At 69.0% G+C, this 19,492-nt stretch carries 19 protein-coding genes; 10 read left to right on the plus strand and 9 right to left on the minus strand.

Translation table 11 applies throughout. From position 1 onward, the window contains the following. Positions 1 to 6: 6 nt before the first annotated feature. A complete protein-coding gene (gene mshC, locus L2Z93_RS07690; RefSeq protein ID WP_090587968.1) occupies positions 7 to 1,245 on the plus strand; it encodes a cysteine--1-D-myo-inosityl 2-amino-2-deoxy-alpha-D-glucopyranoside ligase in 1,239 nt (412 codons plus the stop codon). Next, positions 1,242 to 2,246: a patatin-like phospholipase family protein gene (locus tag L2Z93_RS07695; protein ID WP_090587965.1), complete on the plus strand. Its 1,005-nt coding sequence runs from the start codon at positions 1,242 to 1,244 to the stop codon at positions 2,244 to 2,246. Before mshC ends, L2Z93_RS07695 begins: the two co-directional genes overlap by 4 nt. Before the next feature lie 262 nt (positions 2,247 to 2,508). On the opposite strand, the gene mbp1 is transcribed toward L2Z93_RS07695, so the two are convergent. From mbp1 to L2Z93_RS07710, 3 genes are all read right to left on the minus strand, one after another. Then, positions 2,509 to 2,745, minus strand: coding sequence for a microaggregate-binding protein 1 (gene mbp1, locus L2Z93_RS07700; protein WP_090587962.1), 237 nt, complete (start codon positions 2,743 to 2,745; stop codon positions 2,509 to 2,511). Between the two features lie 117 nt (positions 2,746 to 2,862). Next, positions 2,863 to 4,986: a catalase gene (locus tag L2Z93_RS07705; protein ID WP_090587959.1), complete on the minus strand. Its 2,124-nt coding sequence runs from the start codon at positions 4,984 to 4,986 to the stop codon at positions 2,863 to 2,865. 52 nt (positions 4,987 to 5,038) lie between these two features. Further along, positions 5,039 to 5,902, minus strand: a complete 864-nt coding sequence (locus L2Z93_RS07710; protein ID WP_090587956.1) for a PAC2 family protein — start codon at positions 5,900 to 5,902, stop codon at positions 5,039 to 5,041. A 175-nt stretch (positions 5,903 to 6,077) separates the two neighbouring features. Here L2Z93_RS07710 and metH point away from each other — a divergent pair, with 175 nt between their 5' ends. The 4 genes from metH (at position 6,078) to L2Z93_RS07730 (ending at position 12,831) form a co-directional block, all read left to right on the plus strand. Next, a complete protein-coding gene (metH, locus tag L2Z93_RS07715; RefSeq protein ID WP_090587953.1) occupies positions 6,078 to 9,818 on the plus strand; it encodes a methionine synthase in 3,741 nt (1,246 codons plus the stop codon). A 4-nt stretch (positions 9,819 to 9,822) separates the two neighbouring features. Continuing rightward, positions 9,823 to 10,506 carry an HAD family hydrolase gene (locus tag L2Z93_RS07720; protein WP_090587950.1) on the plus strand — a complete coding sequence of 228 codons (684 nt, stop codon included), beginning with the start codon at positions 9,823 to 9,825 and terminating at the stop codon, positions 10,504 to 10,506. Between the two features lie 93 nt (positions 10,507 to 10,599). Beyond that, the gene (locus L2Z93_RS07725; RefSeq protein ID WP_090587947.1) at positions 10,600 to 12,057 is read left to right on the plus strand and encodes a sugar porter family MFS transporter; all 1,458 of its coding nucleotides are present in this window, start codon (positions 10,600 to 10,602) and stop codon (positions 12,055 to 12,057) included. Between the two features lie 21 nt (positions 12,058 to 12,078). Further along, the gene (locus L2Z93_RS07730) at positions 12,079 to 12,831 is read left to right on the plus strand and encodes a 1-acyl-sn-glycerol-3-phosphate acyltransferase (RefSeq protein WP_090587945.1); all 753 of its coding nucleotides are present in this window, start codon (positions 12,079 to 12,081) and stop codon (positions 12,829 to 12,831) included. Here the strand turns inward: L2Z93_RS07730 and L2Z93_RS07735 are convergent. From L2Z93_RS07735 to L2Z93_RS07755, 5 genes are all read right to left on the minus strand, one after another. Next, positions 12,816 to 13,724, minus strand: a complete 909-nt coding sequence (locus L2Z93_RS07735) for a PE-PPE domain-containing protein (protein ID WP_090587943.1) — start codon at positions 13,722 to 13,724, stop codon at positions 12,816 to 12,818. The genes L2Z93_RS07730 and L2Z93_RS07735 overlap by 16 nt on opposite strands. Positions 13,725 to 14,283: 559 nt before the next feature. Further along, the gene (locus L2Z93_RS07740; protein ID WP_128111758.1) at positions 14,284 to 15,429 is read right to left on the minus strand and encodes a DUF222 domain-containing protein; all 1,146 of its coding nucleotides are present in this window, start codon (positions 15,427 to 15,429) and stop codon (positions 14,284 to 14,286) included. Further along, entirely contained in the window at positions 15,351 to 15,791 is a 441-nt protein-coding gene (locus L2Z93_RS07745) for a DUF222 domain-containing protein (RefSeq protein WP_090589630.1), read from the minus strand. Before L2Z93_RS07745 ends, L2Z93_RS07740 begins: the two co-directional genes overlap by 79 nt. Positions 15,792 to 15,903: 112 nt before the next feature. Further along, complete coding sequence (locus tag L2Z93_RS07750; RefSeq protein WP_090589963.1) at positions 15,904 to 16,227, minus strand: ArsR/SmtB family transcription factor; 324 nt, start codon at positions 16,225 to 16,227, stop codon at positions 15,904 to 15,906. 8 nt (positions 16,228 to 16,235) lie between these two features. Continuing rightward, positions 16,236 to 16,715 (minus strand): SRPBCC domain-containing protein, encoded by a 480-nt coding sequence (locus L2Z93_RS07755; protein WP_090589634.1) that lies wholly within the window; start codon positions 16,713 to 16,715, stop codon positions 16,236 to 16,238. A 142-nt stretch (positions 16,716 to 16,857) separates the two neighbouring features. Between L2Z93_RS07755 and L2Z93_RS07760 the strand changes: the two genes are divergently transcribed. From L2Z93_RS07760 to L2Z93_RS07775, 4 genes are all read left to right on the plus strand, one after another. Then, positions 16,858 to 17,139: a phosphoribosyl-ATP diphosphatase gene (locus L2Z93_RS07760; RefSeq protein WP_090589637.1), complete on the plus strand. Its 282-nt coding sequence runs from the start codon at positions 16,858 to 16,860 to the stop codon at positions 17,137 to 17,139. A gap of 5 nt (positions 17,140 to 17,144) precedes the next feature. After that, a complete protein-coding gene (gene hisG, locus L2Z93_RS07765) occupies positions 17,145 to 17,990 on the plus strand; it encodes an ATP phosphoribosyltransferase (protein WP_090589967.1) in 846 nt (281 codons plus the stop codon). 81 nt (positions 17,991 to 18,071) lie between these two features. Beyond that, positions 18,072 to 18,287, plus strand: coding sequence for a FitA-like ribbon-helix-helix domain-containing protein (locus L2Z93_RS07770; RefSeq protein ID WP_090589972.1), 216 nt, complete (start codon positions 18,072 to 18,074; stop codon positions 18,285 to 18,287). Position 18,288: 1 nt separating this feature from the next. Further along, positions 18,289 to 18,705, plus strand: coding sequence for a PIN domain-containing protein (locus L2Z93_RS07775; protein WP_090589640.1), 417 nt, complete (start codon positions 18,289 to 18,291; stop codon positions 18,703 to 18,705). Positions 18,706 to 18,714: 9 nt separating this feature from the next. Here L2Z93_RS07775 and L2Z93_RS07780 read toward each other — a convergent pair whose 3' ends face one another. Further along, a complete protein-coding gene (locus L2Z93_RS07780) occupies positions 18,715 to 19,491 on the minus strand; it encodes a thioesterase family protein (RefSeq protein WP_090589643.1) in 777 nt (258 codons plus the stop codon). Between the last annotated feature and the right edge of the window lies 1 nt (position 19,492).

Raw genomic sequence — 19,492 nt, forward strand, 5'->3', positions numbered from 1 at the left:
CCGATCATGCGGTCTTGGCCAGCAGTCGACGTTCCAGCCCTGCCGGGAAACGGTCCGCAGCTACGGCTTTACGACAGCGCCGACCGTCAGGTCCGCCCGGTGTCGCCCGGCCCGCTGGCCACCATGTACGTCTGCGGCATCACCCCCTACGACGCCACCCACCTCGGCCACGCCGCCACCTATCTGACCTTCGACCTGGTCTACCGGGTGCTGCTGGACTCCGGGCACGACGTGCGTTACGTGCAGAACGTCACCGACGTCGACGACCCGCTGTTCGAGCGGGCCGCCCGCGACGGCATCGACTGGCGCGCCCTCGGCGACCGGGAGACGCAGTTGTTCCGCGACGATATGGCCGCGCTGCGGGTGCTGCCGCCGCATGACTACGTCGCCGCCACCGAAACCATCGACGAGGTCGTCGGGCTCACCGAGAAGTTGCTGGCCGCCGGCGCGGCGTACGTCGTCGACGACCCGCAGCACCCGGATGTGTACTACCGGGTCGGGGCCACCGACTGGTTCGGCTACGAGTCCGGCCTGGACCGCGCGCAGATGATGGAGCTGTTCGCCGAGCGTGGCGGCGACCCGGACCGGCCCGGCAAGGCCGACCCGCTGGACGCGCTGCTGTGGCGGGCGGTCCGCCCCGGCGAGCCGAGCTGGGATTCCCCGTTCGGCCCCGGCCGGCCCGGCTGGCACGTCGAATGCTCGGCGATCGCGCTGAACCGGCTCGGTGTCGGATTCGACATCCAGGGCGGAGGGGTGGATCTGGTGTTCCCGCACCACGAGTTCTCCGCCGCGCACGCCGAATGCGCGACGTCGTCGCGGCGCTTCGCCCGGCACTACACGCACGCCGGCATGATCGGCTGGCAGGGCCACAAGATGAGCAAGAGCCGGGGGAACCTGGTGCTGGTCTCGCAGCTGCGGGCCCAGGGCGTGGACCCCGGCGCGATCCGGCTGGGGCTGTTCGCCGGGCACTACCGGGACGACCGGTCCTGGAGCGACGAGCTGCTGGAACAGGCGCTGATCCAGCTGGACCGCTGGCGGGCGGCGGCCGCGCTGCCGGCCGGACCCGACATCGCCGACCTGCTGGCCCGGCTGCGCCGCTACCTGGCCGATGATCTGAACACCCCGATGGCGCTGGCCGCCGTCGATGGCTGGGTCACCGACGCGCTGGACTACGGCGGACCCGACCCGGGCGCCCCGGGCATGCTGGCCACGTGCGTCGACGCCCTGCTCGGGGTGCGGCTGTGAGCGCCGAGGAGTTGTTCGCGGACCTGGTGCTTGCCGGCGGCGGGGTGAAGGGCATCTCGTTGGTTGGCGCGGCCGCCGCGCTGATCGACGCCGGCTACGCCCCGCAGCGCATCTCCGGAACCTCGGCGGGCGCGCTGGTCGGCGCGGTGCTGGCGGCCGCGGCCGCGGCGGGCCCGATCCAGGTCGAGCAGCTGGAGCAACTGGCGCTGGAAGTCGACTACGCCTCCTTCCTGGACCAGTCGGCGCTGGAGAAGGTCCCGCTGCTGGGGCCGGCGTGGGGGGTGCTGTCCGGGGACGGCATCTACCGCGGTGACGCCCTGCACGCCTGGGTGACGCGACAGCTCGACGCGTACGGGGTGCGCACCTTCGCCGACCTGGCCATCGACGATCCGAGCCTGCCGCCCGAGCAGCGCTACCGGCTGGTGGTGACCGTCGCCGACGTCAGCCTGGGCCAGCTGGTCCGGCTGCCCTGGGACTACGGCCGCATCTACGGCCTCGACCCCGACGAGCAGCTGGTCGCCGACGCGGTGCGCGCCTCCACCGCCATCCCGTTCTTCTACAAGCCGGCGACCCTGACCCGCCCCGACGGCGGCGAGTCGACGCTGGTCGACGGCGGGCTGCTGGCCAACTATCCGATCTACTCCTTCGACCGGCCGGACCGTGAGCCGCCCCGCTGGCCGACGTTCGGGGTGGTGCTGATGCCGCCGCTGCCCGATCGCAACGAAGAGGTGTTCCCGGCGCTGAAGCTGCTGCACAAGGTGCGCCCGCCGACGCTGTTGGAGAAGGTGGTCACCACCATGCTGGTCGGGCACGACCAGACCAAGCTCGCCATGCCGTGGGTGGCCGCGCGGACCATCCGGGTGGACACCTCGGATGTGGGGGTGCTGGAGTTCGACCTGACCGAGCAGCAGAAGGCGGCGCTGTATCACTCCGGCTACGCCGCGGGCCGGGAGTTCTTGTCCGGCTGGGACTTTGACGATTACCGGAGGCGTTACCGGTAGGTCGGAGCGGGCCTGCCGGGTCAACACCGGAGTCGCAGCGAGCGCGGAGCCCGAGCGGCCATATTCGGCACAGAATAGAGCGCGAGCGGTCAACGATTGCACCAGTGGCCAACGATGTACGCGAAAGCCCAGGACGGCTCCGCGCAAAGCGGACACCACGGGCCGCTCGGCACGGGTCGCCAGGCTGTTGCGGCGCGCGCTACCAGTAGAACGCCGGAAGCGGGCCGGCCCGAAGGCCGACCCGCCACCTGCGAGTCCAGTGTTACTGGTTGGCGCGCTGCCGGGCCTCGTCGACCTCGGCCTGGGCGCGTTCCTTCTCTGCCTGAGCCTCGTGCTTGGCGGCGTCACGCTCGTGCTCGGCCTTGTCCTGCTGAGCGCGGCCTTCACGTTCCAGGTCTTCGCGGCCGCTGACCGCGCCGGCGACCTCCTTGGCCTTGCCCTTGATGCCTTCGAGGACGCCCTTGATGCCTTCGGCCGGACCGGAATTCTGCTCGCTCATATTCGCCCTTCCATTTGCGGTGACACGGTGTTCCCGCGTGTTAGTGGGTTACCCCCGTGGGGTCGGGATCCAAACCAGCGCAATCGGATTCGTCGGTGTAAGTCATCTAACAACCGCTTAGGCCGGCACCGCGTCGACGGTCCGATCCCAGGCCCGATGCCGCGCCAGGGCGGCGGCGAACTGCTCCGCGAACTCCGCCGGGATATCGGAATCGTCTGCCGCGCAACTGATCACGCCGTCATCGGTGACGACGCCGTCGTCGGTCTCGTCGTCGGCGAGGTGGCTGCCGACACCGGCGATCTGCAGCAGTCGGCGCCCATCGCCGAAGGCTCCGATGGTTTTGAGGTGTTTGAACGCCTCGGTGACGAAATGCGCGGTCTGGCCGTCGCAGGCCAGCTGGTCGACCGATTCGGCGCCGCCGGGCACCAGCACCGCGTCGTAGAGCACCGACGCCATGGTGGCGATGCCGCGGTCGACGGTGACCTCCTCGCCGTCGCGGCCGGTGATCACGCCACCGTGCCGGATGCTGAGCACCTCGGTGACCGCGCCGCGTTCGCGCAACGCGTCGGCCACCCGGGCCAGGCCCACCGCGTCGACGCCGTCGGCCGCCAGGATCGCGATCCGCCGGGTGGCGATGGTGTCCGGGACGTACGCGGTCTGCGACAGCGCCGACGACGGCGCCAAGCTGTTCTCCGCGAACGCCTCGGACCCCTCCGGGGCGGGCAGGCCCAGCCGATTGGCGACCCGCTCGGCCAGACACCGCGACACCTTGGCCAGTTCGGCGACGGTCCGCTCCCGGATGCCGCTGTCGGCGGCGACCTTGCCGAGTTCGAAGGAGAACGCGGCCACGATGTGGTCGGCTTCGGCCGCCGACATCGACTGCCAGAACAGCCGGGCCTGGCTGTAGTGGTCGGCGAAGCTCGGTGAGCGGCGCCGGATTTTCTGCCCCTCCACCTTCTCGGTGTAGTGCCGGTAGACGCCTTCGCCGGCGATGGCCGGGCAGCCGCCGCCGACGGTGTTCGGGTGGTAGGCGGTCGCACCGCGGTGAATGGCGTGCTGGCTGTAGCCGTCGCGCTGATTGCTGTTGGTCGGGGCGACCGGGCGGTTCACCGGCAGGTGGGCGAAGTTCGGCCCGCCGAGCCGGATCAGCTGGGTGTCCAGGTAGGAGAAGTTGCGGAACTGCAGCAGCGGGTCGTTGGTGAAGTCGATTCCCGGCACCAGGTTGGCGGTGTGGAACGCCACCTGCTCGGTCTCGGCGAAGAAGTTGTCCGGATTGCGGTCCAGCACCATCCGGCCGACGGGCAGCACCGGCGCCAGCTCCTCCGGGATGATCTTGGTGGCGTCGAGCAGGTCGAACGGGAAATCGAACTCGTCCTCCTCGGCGACGAGCTGCACGCCGAGTTCCCACTCCGGGAAGTCCCCGGCGGCGATGGCGTCCCACAGGTCGCGGCGGTGGAAGTCCGGGTCATTGCCCGCCACCTTCTGGCATTCGTCCCACAGCAGCGAGTGCACCCCGAGCTTCGGAGTCCAGTGGAACTTCACGAAAACACCCTTGCCGGCGTCGTTGACCAGCCGGAAGGTGTGCACGCCGAAGCCCTGCATCATCCGGTAGCTGCGCGGCAGGGCCCGGTCCGACATCGCCCACATGATGGCGTGCAGCGTCTCCGGCTGCAGCGAGACGAAGTCCCACAGCGTGTCGTGCGCGGAGGCCGCCTGCGGGATCTCGTTGTGCGGCTCGGGTTTCACCGCGTGCACGAAGTCCGGGAACTTGATCCCGTCCTGGATGAAGAACACCGGCGCGTTGTTGCCGACCAGGTCGTAGTTGCCTTCCTCGGTGTAGAACTTGGTGGCGAACCCGCGGATGTCGCGAACCGTGTCGGCCGACCCGCGCGAACCCGCCACGGTGGAGAACCGCACGAACACCGGGGTGCGCCGCCCGGGGGTGGTGAGGAACTTCGCGGCGGTGTGTTCGGCCAGACGGTCGTCGTAGGGCTCGAAGTAGCCGTACGCGCCCGCGCCGCGGGCGTGCACCACCCGCTCGGGGATCCGTTCGTGGTCGAAGTGGGTGATCTTCTCGCGGGCCTGGAAATCCTCCAACAGGGTGGGGCCGCGGTCGCCGACGGTCAGCGCGTTTTCGGTGTCGTCGACGAGCACCCCCTGCGCGGTGGTGAGGTGGCCGTCGGCCGCGTTCTCGCGGACGGTGTCGAGTTGACGTTGCTTGGGATCGGGGCTGTCGATCATGGGTTGTTGGCTACCCGCGTGGACGGCCCCACAAACCCCGCTACAAACGGGCCTAGCTTCGCCGGCGGCGCAGGTAGCGTTCGAACTCCGCGGCCAGCGCGTCGCCGTCGATCTTGCCGAACTGCTCGCTCAGATCCACCTCGGCGTCGCCGCGTTCCTCCAGCGACGCCACGTACTCGGCGATCTCGTCGTCCTCGGCGGTCATCTCCGAGACGGTCTCTTCCCACTCCTCGGCCTGGGCGGGCAGGTCTCCGAGCGGAACCTCCAGGTCGAGGACCTCCTCGAGCCGGCGCAGCAGCGCCACCGTCGCCTTGGGGCTGGGGGCCTGCGACACGTAGTGCGGCACCGCCGCCCAGAACGTCACCGCCGGGATGCCGGCCGTCACGCAGGCGTCCTGGAACACCCCGGTGATGCCGGTCGGACCCTCGTAGCGGGTCTCCTCCAGGCCGAAGTACTTGGCCGAGTCGGGGGAGTAGGCCGCCCCCGACACCGGCACCGGGCGGGTGTGCGGGGTGTCGGCCAGCAGCGCGCCCAGGATGACGACGGTGTCGGCGTTGACGGCGACGACGATCTCCAGCAGCTCCGCGCAGAAGCTGCGCCAGCGCATATTCGGCTCGACACCGCGCATCAGCACGATGTCGCGGTCCGCGCCGGGCGGCCGGCACTGCGACACCCGCATCGACGGCCACTCGATGGCCCGAGTCACGCCGTCGATCTGCCGGATCACCGGCCGGTTCACCTGGTAGTCGTAGTAGTCCTCGTCGTCGATCTCGGCGATCCGGCGGGCCTCCCAGATGGCGTCGAGGTGCTCCACTGCGTCGGTGGCGGCGTCCCCGGCGTCGTTCCAGCCCTCGAACGCCACGACGACGATGGTGTCGCGCAGTTCGGGCAGCTCGCTGTCCTCCGGCGTGGTCACCCGTCAAGCCTACGATCTGTGGCCGACGGCGGCGCGCAACACCGCGCGAATTCACCCCTGCCGAGCCACGACGTAGACTTCTAGGGCCGAGAGGCGTTGCAACGGATCCGGAAATCGCCCGGAGTCCGCCACGCTCGGTGAGCCAAGGACGCCTTCCGCTGAGGAAGGGACGCATGTGAGCACCCCGCAGTCGAATTCCTTCGAACCGCTGACCCGCCCGGATTGCACCGTCGAGCTGACGGAGACACTGGGCCGGCGGATCATGGTGATCGACGGCGCGATGGGCACCGCGATCCAGCGCGAGCGGCCCGACGAGGCCGGCTACCGTGGCGACCGGTTCACCGAATGGCCGACCGCGCTGCAGGGCAACAACGACCTGCTGACCCTGACCCAGCCGCAGATCATCGCCGGGATCCACCGCGAGTACCTCGAGGCGGGCGCGGACATCCTGGAGACCAACACCTTCAACGCGAACGCGATCTCGCTGGCCGATTACGACATGGCCGAGCTGGCCTACGAGCTGAACTACGCCGGCGCCGCGCTGGCCCGGGCGGCCTGCGACGAGTTCGCCACGCCCACGCGGCCCCGCTACGTCGCCGGCGCGATCGGGCCGACGACGCGGACCGCGTCGATCTCCCCGGACGTCAATGACCCGGGCGCCCGCAACGTCTCCTACGACCAGCTGGTCGCGGCGTATCTGGAGGCTGCCGCCGGGCTGGTCGACGGCGGCTCGGACATCCTGATGATCGAGACGATCTTCGACTCGCTGAACGCCAAGGCCGCGGTGTTCGCCGTGGAGACGCTGTTCGAGCAGCGCGGGCGGCGCTGGCCGGTGATCATCTCCGGCACCATCACCGACGCCTCCGGCCGGACGCTGTCGGGCCAGGTCACCGAGGCGTTCTGGAACTCGATCCGGCATGCGAAACCGCTCGCGGTGGGCCTGAACTGCGCGTTGGGCGCCCCGGAGATGCGGCCCTACATCGCCGAGATGGCGCGCATCGCCGACACCTACGTCTCCTGCTACCCGAACGCGGGCCTGCCGAACGCGTTCGGCGAGTACGACGAGGACCCGGAGCGCCAGGCGGCCTATCTCGCCGAGTTCGCCGACGCCGGCCTGGTCAACCTGGTCGGCGGTTGCTGCGGCACGGCGCCGGAGCACATCGCCGAGATCGCGAAGGTCGTCGACGGCAAGGCGCCCAGGACATTGCCGGACGTCGAGGTGGCCACCCGGCTGTCCGGACTGGAGCCGCTGAACATCACCGACGACTCGCTGTTCGTAAACATCGGTGAGCGCACCAACATCACCGGGTCGGCCCGGTTCCGCAACCTGATCAAGGCCGAGGACTACGACACCGCGCTGTCGGTGGCGCTGCAGCAGGTCGAGGTCGGCGCGCAGGTCATCGACATCAATATGGACGAGGGCATGATCGACGGCGTCGCCGCGATGGACCGCTTCACCAAGCTGGTCGCCGCCGAGCCCGACATCTCCCGGGTGCCGGTGATGATCGACTCCTCCAAGTGGGAGGTCATCGAGGCGGGCCTGAAGAACGTTCAGGGCAAGCCGATCGTCAACTCGATTTCCATGAAGGAGGGCGAGGAGAAGTTCATCCGCGAGGCCCGGCTGTGCCGCAAGTACGGCGCCGCCGTGGTGGTGATGGCCTTCGACGAGCAGGGCCAGGCCGACAACCTGGAGCGGCGCAAAGAGATCTGCGGCCGCGCCTACCGGATCCTGACCGAGCAGGTCGGCTTCCCGGCCGAGGACATCATCTTCGACCCGAACTGCTTCGCGCTGGCCACCGGCATCGAGGAACACGCCACCTACGGCATCGACTTCATCGAGGCGTGCGCCTGGATCAAGGAGAACCTGCCCGGGGTGCACATCTCCGGCGGCATCTCCAACGTGTCGTTCTCGTTCCGCGGCAACAACCCGGTCCGCGAGGCCATCCACGCGGTGTTCCTGTTCCACGCCATCAAGGCCGGCCTGGACATGGGCATCGTCAACGCCGGCGCGTTGGTCCCGTATGACTCGATCGACGCCGAACTGCGGGACCGGATCGAGGACGTGGTGCTCAACCGCCGGCCCGACGCCGCCGAACGGCTGCTGGAGATCGCCGAGAAGTTCAACAGCTCGGAGAAAGCCGAGGATCCGGCGGCCGCCGAATGGCGCAGCCTGCCGGTCCGCGAGCGGATCACCCACGCCCTGGTCAAGGGCATCGACGCGCACGTCAACGACGACACCGAGGAACTGCGCGCCGAGATCGCCGCCGCCGGTGGCCGGCCGATCGAGGTGATCGAGGGCCCGCTGATGGACGGTATGAACGTCGTCGGCGACCTGTTCGGCGCGGGCAAGATGTTCCTGCCGCAGGTGGTCAAGTCCGCCCGGGTGATGAAGAAGGCCGTCGCCTACCTACTGCCCTACATCGAGGCCGAGAAACAGCCCGGCGACGCCGAGCGCACCAACGGCACGATCGTGATGGCGACGGTGAAGGGCGATGTGCACGACATCGGCAAGAACATCGTCGGGGTGGTGTTGCAGTGCAACAACTACACCGTGATCGACCTCGGCGTGATGGTGCCGGCGGAGAAGATCCTCAACGCGGCAAGGGAATACGACGCCGACATCATCGGGTTGTCCGGCCTGATCACCCCGTCGCTGGACGAGATGAGCAACTTCGCCGTCGAGATGGAACGCGAAGGGTTGGAGATTCCGCTGCTGATCGGCGGCGCGACCACCTCCCGCGCGCACACCGCGGTGAAGATCGCGCCGCGCCGCAAAGGCCCGACGGTGTGGGTCAAGGACGCGTCCCGCTCGGTGCCCGTCGCCGCGGCGCTGCTGGACGACAAGCAGCGCCCGGCGCTGCTGGAGGCCACCGCGAAAGACTATGCGGCCCTGCGTGATCGGCACGCCAAGAAGGGCGAGCGGCCGATGCTGACGCTGGAGAAGGCGCGGGCGAACCGGACCCCGATCGAGTGGGAGGGCTACACCCCGCCGGTCCCCGCCCAGGGCCTCGGGGTGCGCGAGTTCCTCGACTACGACCTCGCCGAACTGCGCGAATTCATCGACTGGCAGCCGTTTTTCAACGCCTGGGAGATGAAGGGGCGATTCCCGGACATCCTCAACAACCCGGCCACCGGCGAGACCGCCCGCAAGCTCTACGACGACGCCCAGCAGATGCTGGACGCCGCGATCGCGCAGAAGTGGCTGCGGGCCAACGGGGTGATCGGTTTCTTCCCGGCCAACGCCGTCGGCGACGACGTCGAGGTCTACACCGACGAGACCCGCACCGAGGTGCTGACGGTGCTGCACAACCTGCGGCAGCAGGGCGAGCACCGGCCTGGCATCCCGAACCGGTCGCTGGGCGACTTCATCGCGCCGCGCGACACCGGGCTGGCCGACTACGTCGGCGCGTTCGCCGTCACCGCCGGCCTCGGCAGCACCGACAAGATCATGGAGTTCAAGGCCGACCTGGACGATTACAGCGCGATCCTGCTGGAGTCGCTGGCCGACCGGCTCGCCGAGGCGTTCGCCGAGCGGATGCACCAGCGGGTGCGGACCGAGCTGTGGGCGTATCAGCCCGATGAGCAGCTCGACAATGACGCGCTGATCGGTGAGAAGTACGTCGGCATCCGGCCCGCCCCGGGGTATCCGGCGTGCCCGGAGCACACCGAGAAGACGACCATCTGGGAGTTGCTGGACGTCCGCGAGCGCGCCGGCATCGAGCTGACCGATTCGATGGCGATGTGGCCGGGCGCCTCGGTCAGCGGTTGGTACTTCGCGCATCCGCAGTCGCAGTACTTTGTGGTGGGGAGGTTGTCCCAGGACCAGGTCGCCGATTACGCCAGACGCAAGGGCTGGACGCTGGCCGAGGGCGAGCGCTGGCTGTCGTCGAACCTCGCCTACAACCCGGAGGACTGAAATCATGCGCGCCGTGCTGTGGGATATGGACGGGACCCTCGTCGACTCCGAGAAGCTGTGGGACATCGCGATCGAGGAGCTCTACGGTCGCTATGACCGGAAACTGACCCCGGAGATCCGGCACGCCACCCTCGGCGGGTCGAGTGAGACCGTGATGGAGATCGTCTACGCCGACCTGGGGTTGGAGCCGATTCCGGCGGATATGGCGGCGACCGCCGACTGGGTGCATGACTACGTCGGTGAGCTGTTCTCGGCGGGCGCCATCTGGTGCCCGGGCGCGCAACCGATGCTGGACGCGCTGGCGGCGGCGGGGGTGCCGACCGCGTTGGTGACCAACACCCGCCGGGACCTGACCGAGAAGATGCTCGACGGCATTGGGCGGCACTACTTTTCGGCGACCGTCTGCGGCGACGAGGTGCCCGAGGGCAAACCCGCCCCGCACATCTACCTGCGCGCCGCTGAGCTGCTGGGCTTCGCGGCGGCCGACTGTCTGGCAGTGGAGGATTCGATCACCGGCTCGGCGGCGGCGACCGCGGCCGGCTGCCCGGTGCTGGTGATTCCCAACGCCATTGTGGTGCCCCACGGGCCGCGCCGGGCGTTCGCCGACTCCCTGGACGGGCTGTCACCGACGGATCTGCGCGATATCTACGCCGCGCTGCGCGACGCCGAGGATGAACGAACCGCCTGAGTTACTCCGTCGATAGCGCCATGTTCGGGCCGCGCAATCACTAGTCTGTGACCGATTGCACAACCGGTGGAATGCGGCGAAAGGTGGGCGGAGATGTCTCACGGTCCAGTAGGTGGTGACGGCCCCTCGATCTACGAAGACACCGGGGAGAAGGGCGGCGGCGGTCGCGTCGTCCTGATCGCCGCGGTGGCCGCCATGGGCGGTCTGCTCTTCGGTTACGACAGCGCCGTCATCAACGGCGCGGTCGGCGCCGTGCAGAAGGAATGGAACGTCAGCAACCTGGCGCTGGGCATCGCGGTGGCCGCCGCGCTGCTGGGCGCGGCGCTCGGCGCGCTGGTCGCCGGCCGGCTGGCGGACCGCATCGGCCGCCTCGCCGTCATGAAGATCGCCGCGCTGCTGTTCCTGATCAGCGCGTTCGGCACCGGTTTGGCGCCGGAGATCTTCACCCTCGGCTTCTTCCGGGTGGTCGGCGGTCTGGGCGTCGGCGTGGCGTCGGTGATCGCCCCGGCCTACATCGCCGAAACGTCGCCGCCGCACATCCGCGGCCGGCTCGGCTCGCTGCAGCAGCTGGCGATCGTCAGCGGCATCTTCATCTCGCTGGCCGTCGACGCGCTGCTGGTGGAACTGGCCGGCGGGTCCGCGCAGTCCGAACTGTGGCTGGGCATGCAGGCCTGGCGCTGGATGTTCCTGATGATGGCCGTGCCCGCCGTGGTCTACGGCCTGCTGTCGTTCACCATCCCCGAGTCGCCGCGCTACCTGATCGCGAAGTTCCGGATCCCCGAGGCGCGCAAGGTGCTCACCATGCTGCTCGGCGAGAAGAACCTGGAACTGACCATCGTCCGCATCCAGGAGTCGCTGCAGTCCGACAAGCCGCCGTCATGGAAGGACCTGCGCAAGCCCACCGGTGGCCTGTACGGCATCGTCTGGGTGGGCGTCGGACTGTCGGTGTTCCAGCAGTTCGTCGGCATCAACGTGATCTTCTACTACTCGGTGGTGCTGTGGCAGGCCGTCGGCTTCGACGAGAGCCAGTCCTTCACCATCACCGTGATCACCTCGATCGTGAACATCGCGACGACGCTGATCGCCATCGCCCTGATCGACAAGATCGGCCGAAAGCCGTTGCTGCTGATCGGTTCCGCCGGCATGACGCTGTCGCTGGGCATCATGGCGATCATCTTCGGGTTCTTCGCCGAGACCGGCGCCGACGGCCACGTCAGCCTGCCCGGCGCGGCGGGAACCATCGCCCTGGTCGCGGCGAACCTGTTCGTGGTCGCGTTCGGCATGTCGTGGGGCCCGGTGGTGTGGGTGCTGCTCGGCGAGATGTTCCCGAACCGCATCCGCGCCGCGGCCCTGGGCCTGGCGGCGTCCGCGCAGTGGGTGTCCAACGCCATCATCACCACGACGTTCCCGGGTCTGCGCGACTTCCTCGGCGGCGCCTACGGTTTCTACGCGATCTGCGCGGCGTTGTCGTTCGTCTTCGTGTGGAAGTTCGTTCGTGAGACCAAGGGCAAGAACCTGGAGGACATGCACGCCGAGATCATGAAGGATTGATCGGCCGCTAGTCTGCACGGCGTGGACGGCGCCCGGGTATTCCGACGTGTGGGCGCCGAGTACGTCCGGCGCTACCACCGGCTCGACATCGAGATCGAGGCCCCGGCGCCGTCGGAGCCGGCGCTGTTCGTGGTCAACCACGGATTCGGCGCCGCGTTCGACCTCAACGTGTTCGCGTTCGGCGCGGCAATCGAGCGATTGAACCTGGACCGACCGGTCACCGTGCTGAGCCACCAGCTGGGGTGGCAGTTCGGGCTGGGCCCGGTGCTGGAGTACGTCGGCGCCCAGCCGGCCAGTCCGGAGAGTGTGCGGCGGGCGTTCGCCCAGGGCCATCACGTGGCGGTGTTCCCCGGCGGGGACATCGACGGTTTCAAGTCCTGGCGGGACCGCAATCGGATCAAGTTCGGCGGGCGCACCGGGTTCGCCCGGGAGGCCATCGACAACGGCGCGCCCATTGTGCCGATCGTGACCGCCGGGGCGGGGGATTCGCTGCTGGTGCTGTCCAGCGGCGAGGGTTTGGCCCGGGCCGCGCAGTTGGACAAACTGTTCCGGCTCAAGGCCCTTCCGGTCACCCTGTCGCTGCCGTGGGGCCTGAGCGTGGGGGCAGTCGGGTTCCTGCCGTACCTGCCATTGCCGACGAAGTTGCGAACCCGGGTGCTGCCGGCGCTGACCGCGGCGTCCGGGGAGCACCCGGTGGCGTTCGCCGCGCGGGTGGAGTCGGCGATGCAGCGGGCGCTGGACGAGCTGAGCGGCGCGGGTCAGGCGGGGTCGTGATCCTGCGGTGTTGCCGCGGTCGGCTTGGGACGCAGGACCTTGGCGACCAGGTCTCGGACGCCCTTGACCAAACCGCCGGTCTTGTCGTTGCGTGAGTAGCCGGCGTCGACCACGGCGCGCAGCGGCTTGTCGACCTCGTTGACCAGCCGATCGACGTCGTCCTTGGACGCGGCGTCGGGCGCCAGGGCCTTCAGGGTGTCCCGCATCGGGCGGGTGAGGGGGAGTTGCTTGGTGGGCGCCCGCAGGACCGACGTGGTGTCGTCGATCTGATCCTTCTCCGCCTCGCCGAGGCGGGTCAGCGGGTCGTCGGCGCTGCCGGTTCCGGTCGGCAGATGCACGTAGGGCAGCGCCAGCACCGAGTTCGCCGTGGCCACCAGATTCAGTGGCCGGTCCGGGAAGTCGGCCCACGGGTCGTACTCGCCGTGGATGTAGGTGGTGGTGAATCGCGAGCCGGTGACCGTGTCGGCGACGCCGAACCGGGCCCGCAAGCCGGTGGGACTGTGCGGGTCGGCGACATAGCTGAAGGTCACCGCCTGATCGGGCACAGCCGCGGCGAGGGCCGCGGGCTCCAGGATGCGCTGGATTCTGCGCACACTGTCGGCGCCCGAGGAGAGCCCGATCAGCCCGAGGGAGCGATTCGGCGCGCCGAGGGTGGCCGCGCCGCTGAAGGTGGTGGGGTTGCCCGAGTCGACGAGCAGGCTCGCGACCACCTCGTTGATGCCCTGGGGCTGGGGGTGGTTCTGCTTCCACTCGACGGTGCGCGTCGGATTGCCATAGATCGGGGCGACGATGGTGGACAGCTGCCCTGCGGTCAGAGGTTCGTCGGGCGTCGCCTGGCCGCCGACGAACAGAACCGTGCTGGCAGCCAGCACGGGCGCCAGAAGTGCCGCCATTTCCCCCACCCCCCGGTGACCCCCCGAGATCAGCGATCTCAGATGAATCAGAGTATCCCCTCAGGTTCGTCTCAGCAAAACTCTGAGCCTCGGGGCAGGGAGATCAGAACGGTGGTGGCTCTTGCGGCCCGGTGTCGGGCGGCGGTGGGAGGCATCCGCCGAACCGATTGCGCCTGGGGCGTAGCGGTTTTCGTCGTCCGATGCTGTTGAGGAAGTGGTTCTCGGCACGCCGGGCCTCGATATGCGCGCGGCGTTCGGTGGCGCGGGTTCGTCGGCGCGCGGGAATGGCCGGGCTGGCAGGGTCTATGCGGCTGGTGTGTCCCGCGGTGGGAACACCGGTGGAGTCCGCGATAGCGCCGCCGGGCAGCGGTGTGCTGGTGTCCCAGTGCGGGAACAGGGATTTGGTCAGCGGCGTCTCGGTGTAGGTGTGGCCGGTGGGACTGGTCCAGATCGCCCTGCCGTCGGAGGCCTGCCGGGCGGCCCAACCGTGGTGGGTCTTGGTGACGTGGTGGGTTCGGCACCGCGCGGTGAGGTTTCCGGGATGGGTCGGGCCGTGTGGCTAGGGATCGACGTGGTCGAGGTCGCACTGCTCGGCGGGTCGGTCGCAGCCGGGGAAGCTGCAGGTCAGGTCGCGGGCGCGGATGAACCACGACAGCCGGTCCGAGGGGCGGTGGCGTGGTTCGGGCGCCGCGCCGATGGGTCGCAGGGCGGTGATCGTCGCGCCGGTTCGGACCAGTTCTGCCAGCTCGGGGGTGGAAAGGTGGCCGCTGCCGAGGATGACCGCGTTGCCGGTCGGGGCCGGGTCGCGCGGGGGTGGCCACTGACGGGGCGGGCGCTTCGATTGCGGCGGGGGTGTCGGGTGTGGGGGATCGGCGGGCGCGATCGCGTCGGGTGGGTCGAATGTGTCCCGGCCGGCCGTGTCCGACGGACGGCACAGCGAGGTCCGTGGCCGTGTGCGACGTTTGCTGTTGAGCAGTCGGGATCCGAAGTCGCGGCGCACCGGCATCCGCTGTTCCCCGCGGGCGGCCGCGGCGGCGGTGACCGGGCCCTGGGGCGGGTTCCAGTGGTCATGGACGACCAGGGTCTGCTCGAGGATGGTCTCCATGTCGAGGAAGGTGTACATCTGCACCCAATCGGATTGCGGGAAGTACACCTCGGTGGGCTTGTGGGCGTCCAGCCAGGGAGTTCCGATGCTGGGTTGGGTGGCGGCCTCGCGGATCGCGGCGTCGATGGCGGCCTGGTCGGCCAGCACATGGATGACCACGGACCCGGCGCGAGTCCGGTCGACGACCCCGTTGCCGTCGGTGGCGCCGGTGACATTCTGCGGGCATTCGGGCCGATTGCACCGGCACGGCAGGGTTTCGGCGCCGGTGCAGGCGACGCGCATGGCGTCGGCGCGGCGCTCGCCCATCCGCCGCGGGTCTTCGGCGCAGACGGTGGCGACCAGGGCGTCGATCCGCCGTTCCAGCCAGTCGGCGTCGGCCGTGCTCATCGAGCCGTAGATGCTGCGGGCGCCGGTCTGATCGTCGGGTTTTCCGAACTTGATGTCGCGCTGGGAGGCGTTGTAGTGCGTGCGGCGCACCGCGTCGGGATCGAAGGTGTTGATTGCGGCGTCGATATCGGCGTTCAGCGCGCTGTCCGACAGCGTTCCGGCGCCGTCGGCAGCCGCGGGGCCAGCGCGTTGTCGACGGCCGCGGCTGCGGATTCATTGACCAGGTGGGTGCGGAAGCACATCACCTTGGCGACGCGCTCGCTGATGTCGCCGGCGCGCAGCCGCTCAGCGATCCGGGGGAGTCGGTCGCGCAGCGCCTCGGCGGTGTTGACCACGGTGGCCGCGCGGCGGGGGCTGATGCCCATCGCGGCGCCGACGTCTGCGGTGGTGGCCGCGTGCGCGTCGATCACCCAGCGCGGGTCGTCATCGGCCTGGTGGCGGGTCAGCAGTTCCGCGACGGCGGCCATGCGCGTTCCGGCGGCCGAATTCTCGGCCCGGGTGGCCTCGGCGATCAGGGTGACCAACCCGGCGGAATCGACCCTGGTGAGGTCTACCGGATCGATCGGATCGTACATACTATCGATTCTACGCCGTGTTTTGGCCTTGCGCCAGCGACTTTTCGGCTATAATCGAAAGTTTTATCGAATCCTTAGGGCTGGTGACCATGGTTGGCGATCCTCTCAAGCGTCACTCCAAACCTTCCGCGATCCACTTGATCGCGGCCAGGCGGCGGTCCCACTCGACGCCGATGGCCTCGAGCCGTCGTGCGGTTCGGCTGAGTTCGGCGCCCATGACTTGATAATGCACCTCGCGTCCGACACGTATGGATTCCACGAGTCCGGCCTCGGCCAGCACCGCGAGATGCTTGGCGATCGCCTGCCGGCTGATCGGCAGCCGCCGAGCGAGGGCGGACGCCGAAGCGTCGCCCTCGCTCAGCGCCGTGAGGATCTGCCAGCGGGTCTCGTCGCCGAGCGCGCCGCACATCGCCACCACGCCCGTCGGCGCCGACATCTCGGAGCTCACGCGCCGGGCTCCAGCAGCGCGACGAGCTTGTCCAACTCGCCGTCCCAGCCGCCCCGGTGGCTCTCCATGTTCCCGACCGGGTCGCCGGTGCGGTCGAAGCCGGTCTCGACGACGGTGAGCAGGGTGCCGTCGGCGGCGTCCTCCAGGGTGAAGGTGAACACCGTCGAGGTCTCTTCGATAACGGCGTCCGGTAGCGTGCACTCCTCGTTGCACCAGCGGTAGGCCACCATCGACTCCGGTTCGCAGGCCTCGACGCGGATCGGCACGCCGGCCTGGTTGGGCCAGCTGATCGTGCCGTGGGCGCCGACGCCGGAGCCGGTCAGGCTGATCTGGCCGAACCATTGGGAGATGAGCTCCGGTTCGGTGACGGTGCGCCAGACCTTCTCGCGGGTGGCGTTGATGCGGATCGTGCGGCGAACGGCGCAGGCGTCCGCGTCGATCACGGCGGGCGGGTTCGCGCGGTCGGTGTCATTCATGGTTGCTCCCGGATCTCGATTGGTCGTATTGCAACCATTTGGTTGCAATACGACCAATCGCACAGGTCGGCCCGAACTGCAACCATTAGATTGCAAAACCTGCGTGGCCCGCCAATGCCGAAGCGGGAGCCCGGCCCAGGTCATGAAAGAATCCCTAACCGTGAAGAGCTTCGAGGAACTGTTCGGCGAGCTGACGCTGCGCGCCCAGGAGCGCCCGGCCGGCAGCGCCACCGTCGCCGCGCTGGACGCCGGTGTGCACACCGTCGGCAAAAAGGTCCTGGAGGAGGCCGGCGAGGTGTGGATCGCCGCCGAGCACGAGAGCGACGACGAGCTGGCCGACGAGATCAGCCAATTGCTCTACTGGACGCAGGTGCTGATGCTGGCCCGCGGCCTGACCCTCGACGACGTCTACCGGAAGCTGTGACGAAGATGCTGCGCGTGGCAGTGCCCAACAAGGGCGCACTCAGTGAGGCTGCGGCCGAAATCCTGGCCGAGGCCGGATACCGTCGGCGCACCGACCCGAAGGACCTGACCGTCGTCGACCCGGTCAACGATGTCGAGTTCTTCTTCCTGCGGCCCAAGGACATCGCGATCTATGTCGGCTCCGGCGAGCTGGACTTCGGCATCACCGGCCGTGACCTGGCCGCCGAAAGCGGCGCCCCGGTCTCGGAGCGACTCGCCCTGGGATTCGGATCGTCGACCTTCCGCTACGCCGCCCCGGCCGGCCGAGACTGGAACGTGAATGACTTGGCGGGCAAGCGAATTGCCACCGCGTACCCCAACCTGGTCCGAAACAACCTGGCCGCCAACGGCATTGACGCCACCGTCATCCGGCTCGACGGCGCGGTGGAGATCTCCATCCAGCTCGGGGTCGCCGACGCCATCGCCGACGTGGTCGGCTCCGGCCGCACGCTGCGGCTGCACGACCTGGTGGCCTTCGGGGATTCGCTGTGCGACTCCGAAGCGGTGCTGATCGAACGGGCCGGCAACGGCGCGGACCCGGCCCGCGACCAGCTCGCCGCCCGCGTGCAGGGCGTGGTGTTCGGGCAGCAGTACCTGATGCTGGACTACGACTGCCCGCGTTCGGCGCTGGACCAGGCCGTCGCGGTGTCCCCAGGCCTGGAGTCCCCGACGATCGCCCCGCTGGCCGACCCGGAGTGGGTCGCGGTGCGGGCCCTGGTGCCGCGCAAGGGCGTCAACGACATCATGGACCGGCTGGCCGCCATCGGCGCCAAGGCGATCCTGGCCTCCGACATCCGGTTCTGCCGGATCTGAGGCATCACAAGACCGTCGCTCTGCGACTCATTCTTCGATATCATGGAACTGATATCGAAGGAGGGGGCCGTGGAACAGATCCTGATTCGGAACCTGCCTGAGGGAACCAAGGCGGCGCTGCGAGTCCGCGCCGCGCGCCATGCCCACTCTGTCGAGGCGGAGGCCCGCGCGATCCTCACCGCCGAGTTGGCCGACGACGACGTTCCGATGTCACAGCTGCTCGCAGCCGACACCGGACATGACTTTGACTTCGAGCCGGATCGGCTCGGCCTGACCGCCCGCACGCCGGAACTTTGAGGTGTACGTCCTAGACACCAATGTGGTGTCTGCGTTGCGCGTGCCGGGGCGTCACCCCGCGGTGCGCGAGTGGGTCGATTCCGTTCCGGCCGCCGAGCAATTCGTGACAGCGATCACCCTCGCCGAGATCGAGCGTGGCGTGATTTCAAAGGAACGCACAGACTCAGTCCAAGGTGAGCACTTGCGGCGCTGGTTCGACGATAAGGTGCTGCGCGTATTCACCCGTCGAACGCTGGCCTTCGATCTGGCCGCGGCGCGCGTCCTGGCTAGTTATCGAGTTCCCGAGCACGCCCCCTATGACGACGCGTTGATCGCTGCGGTTGCCCAGGCCGCCGGCAAAATCGTCGCGACCCGCAATCTCCGGCACTTTGAGCCGTTGGGCGTGCGTTGTTTCGATCCGTGGGGCGCGGGGGGATGATTCCCTGACTCAGCCCTGCGGCCGCACCAACAACGTCTGCGCGCAGCTGCCCAGGTAACCGTCGTGGTCGAAGACCTCCGCGGTGGTCACCCCGATTCCGTCGGGCCCGATCGAACCGGCGGCCCGGATGCCGAACTCGTCGCCGACCGGCAGCCGGTGCAGGTGCAGCACGGTGTCGGTGTTCATGAACACGTACTCGGCCGGATCCAGCGCCGCGCCGATGCCGTTGGCCGAGTCGACCACCATTGCCAACCGCTGCAGCGGGGTCGTCGGCTCGTCGTCGACCAGCCCGACCCGCGGGCGCATCCACACCACCCGGGCGCGACCGTCGTCGGCCTCCCGGCGGAACTCGACCGACGACAGGTAACCCGGCGCATCCCACCAGTAGGCGGGCATCGGCTGCGGATTCCCTTGCCGCAGCGCGGGATAGCGATCCATGGGGATACCGCTGGTGTCGGCGGTCTGCAGCGCCCACGCGGTCGCCCGCGCCACCGGCCGATCCGGGTCGGCCACCGGTGAGAGCTCGGCCTCCAGCACCGCGATGCGCTTACCCGGACGCGGGACTGACGTCCGCACCACCAGGTCGGTCAGCGGGATCGCGCCCAGAATGTCCAGGGTGATCCGCCCGATCCGCTGGCCGGATCCCGCCAACTGCTCCTGGATGACCTTGGTCGCCAGCGCCAGCGGGGGAGAGCCGTGCTGGATCGGCGGGCCCCAGTTGCTGCGCGCACAATCGTTGGAGGCGAACGTGCTGTCGCCCAGCCGGCGGTAGTAGCTCTGCGTCACC

Origin of the sequence: Mycolicibacterium brumae (assembly GCF_025215495.1) — a bacterium.
Taxonomy (GTDB): domain Bacteria; phylum Actinomycetota; class Actinomycetes; order Mycobacteriales; family Mycobacteriaceae; genus Mycobacterium; species Mycobacterium brumae.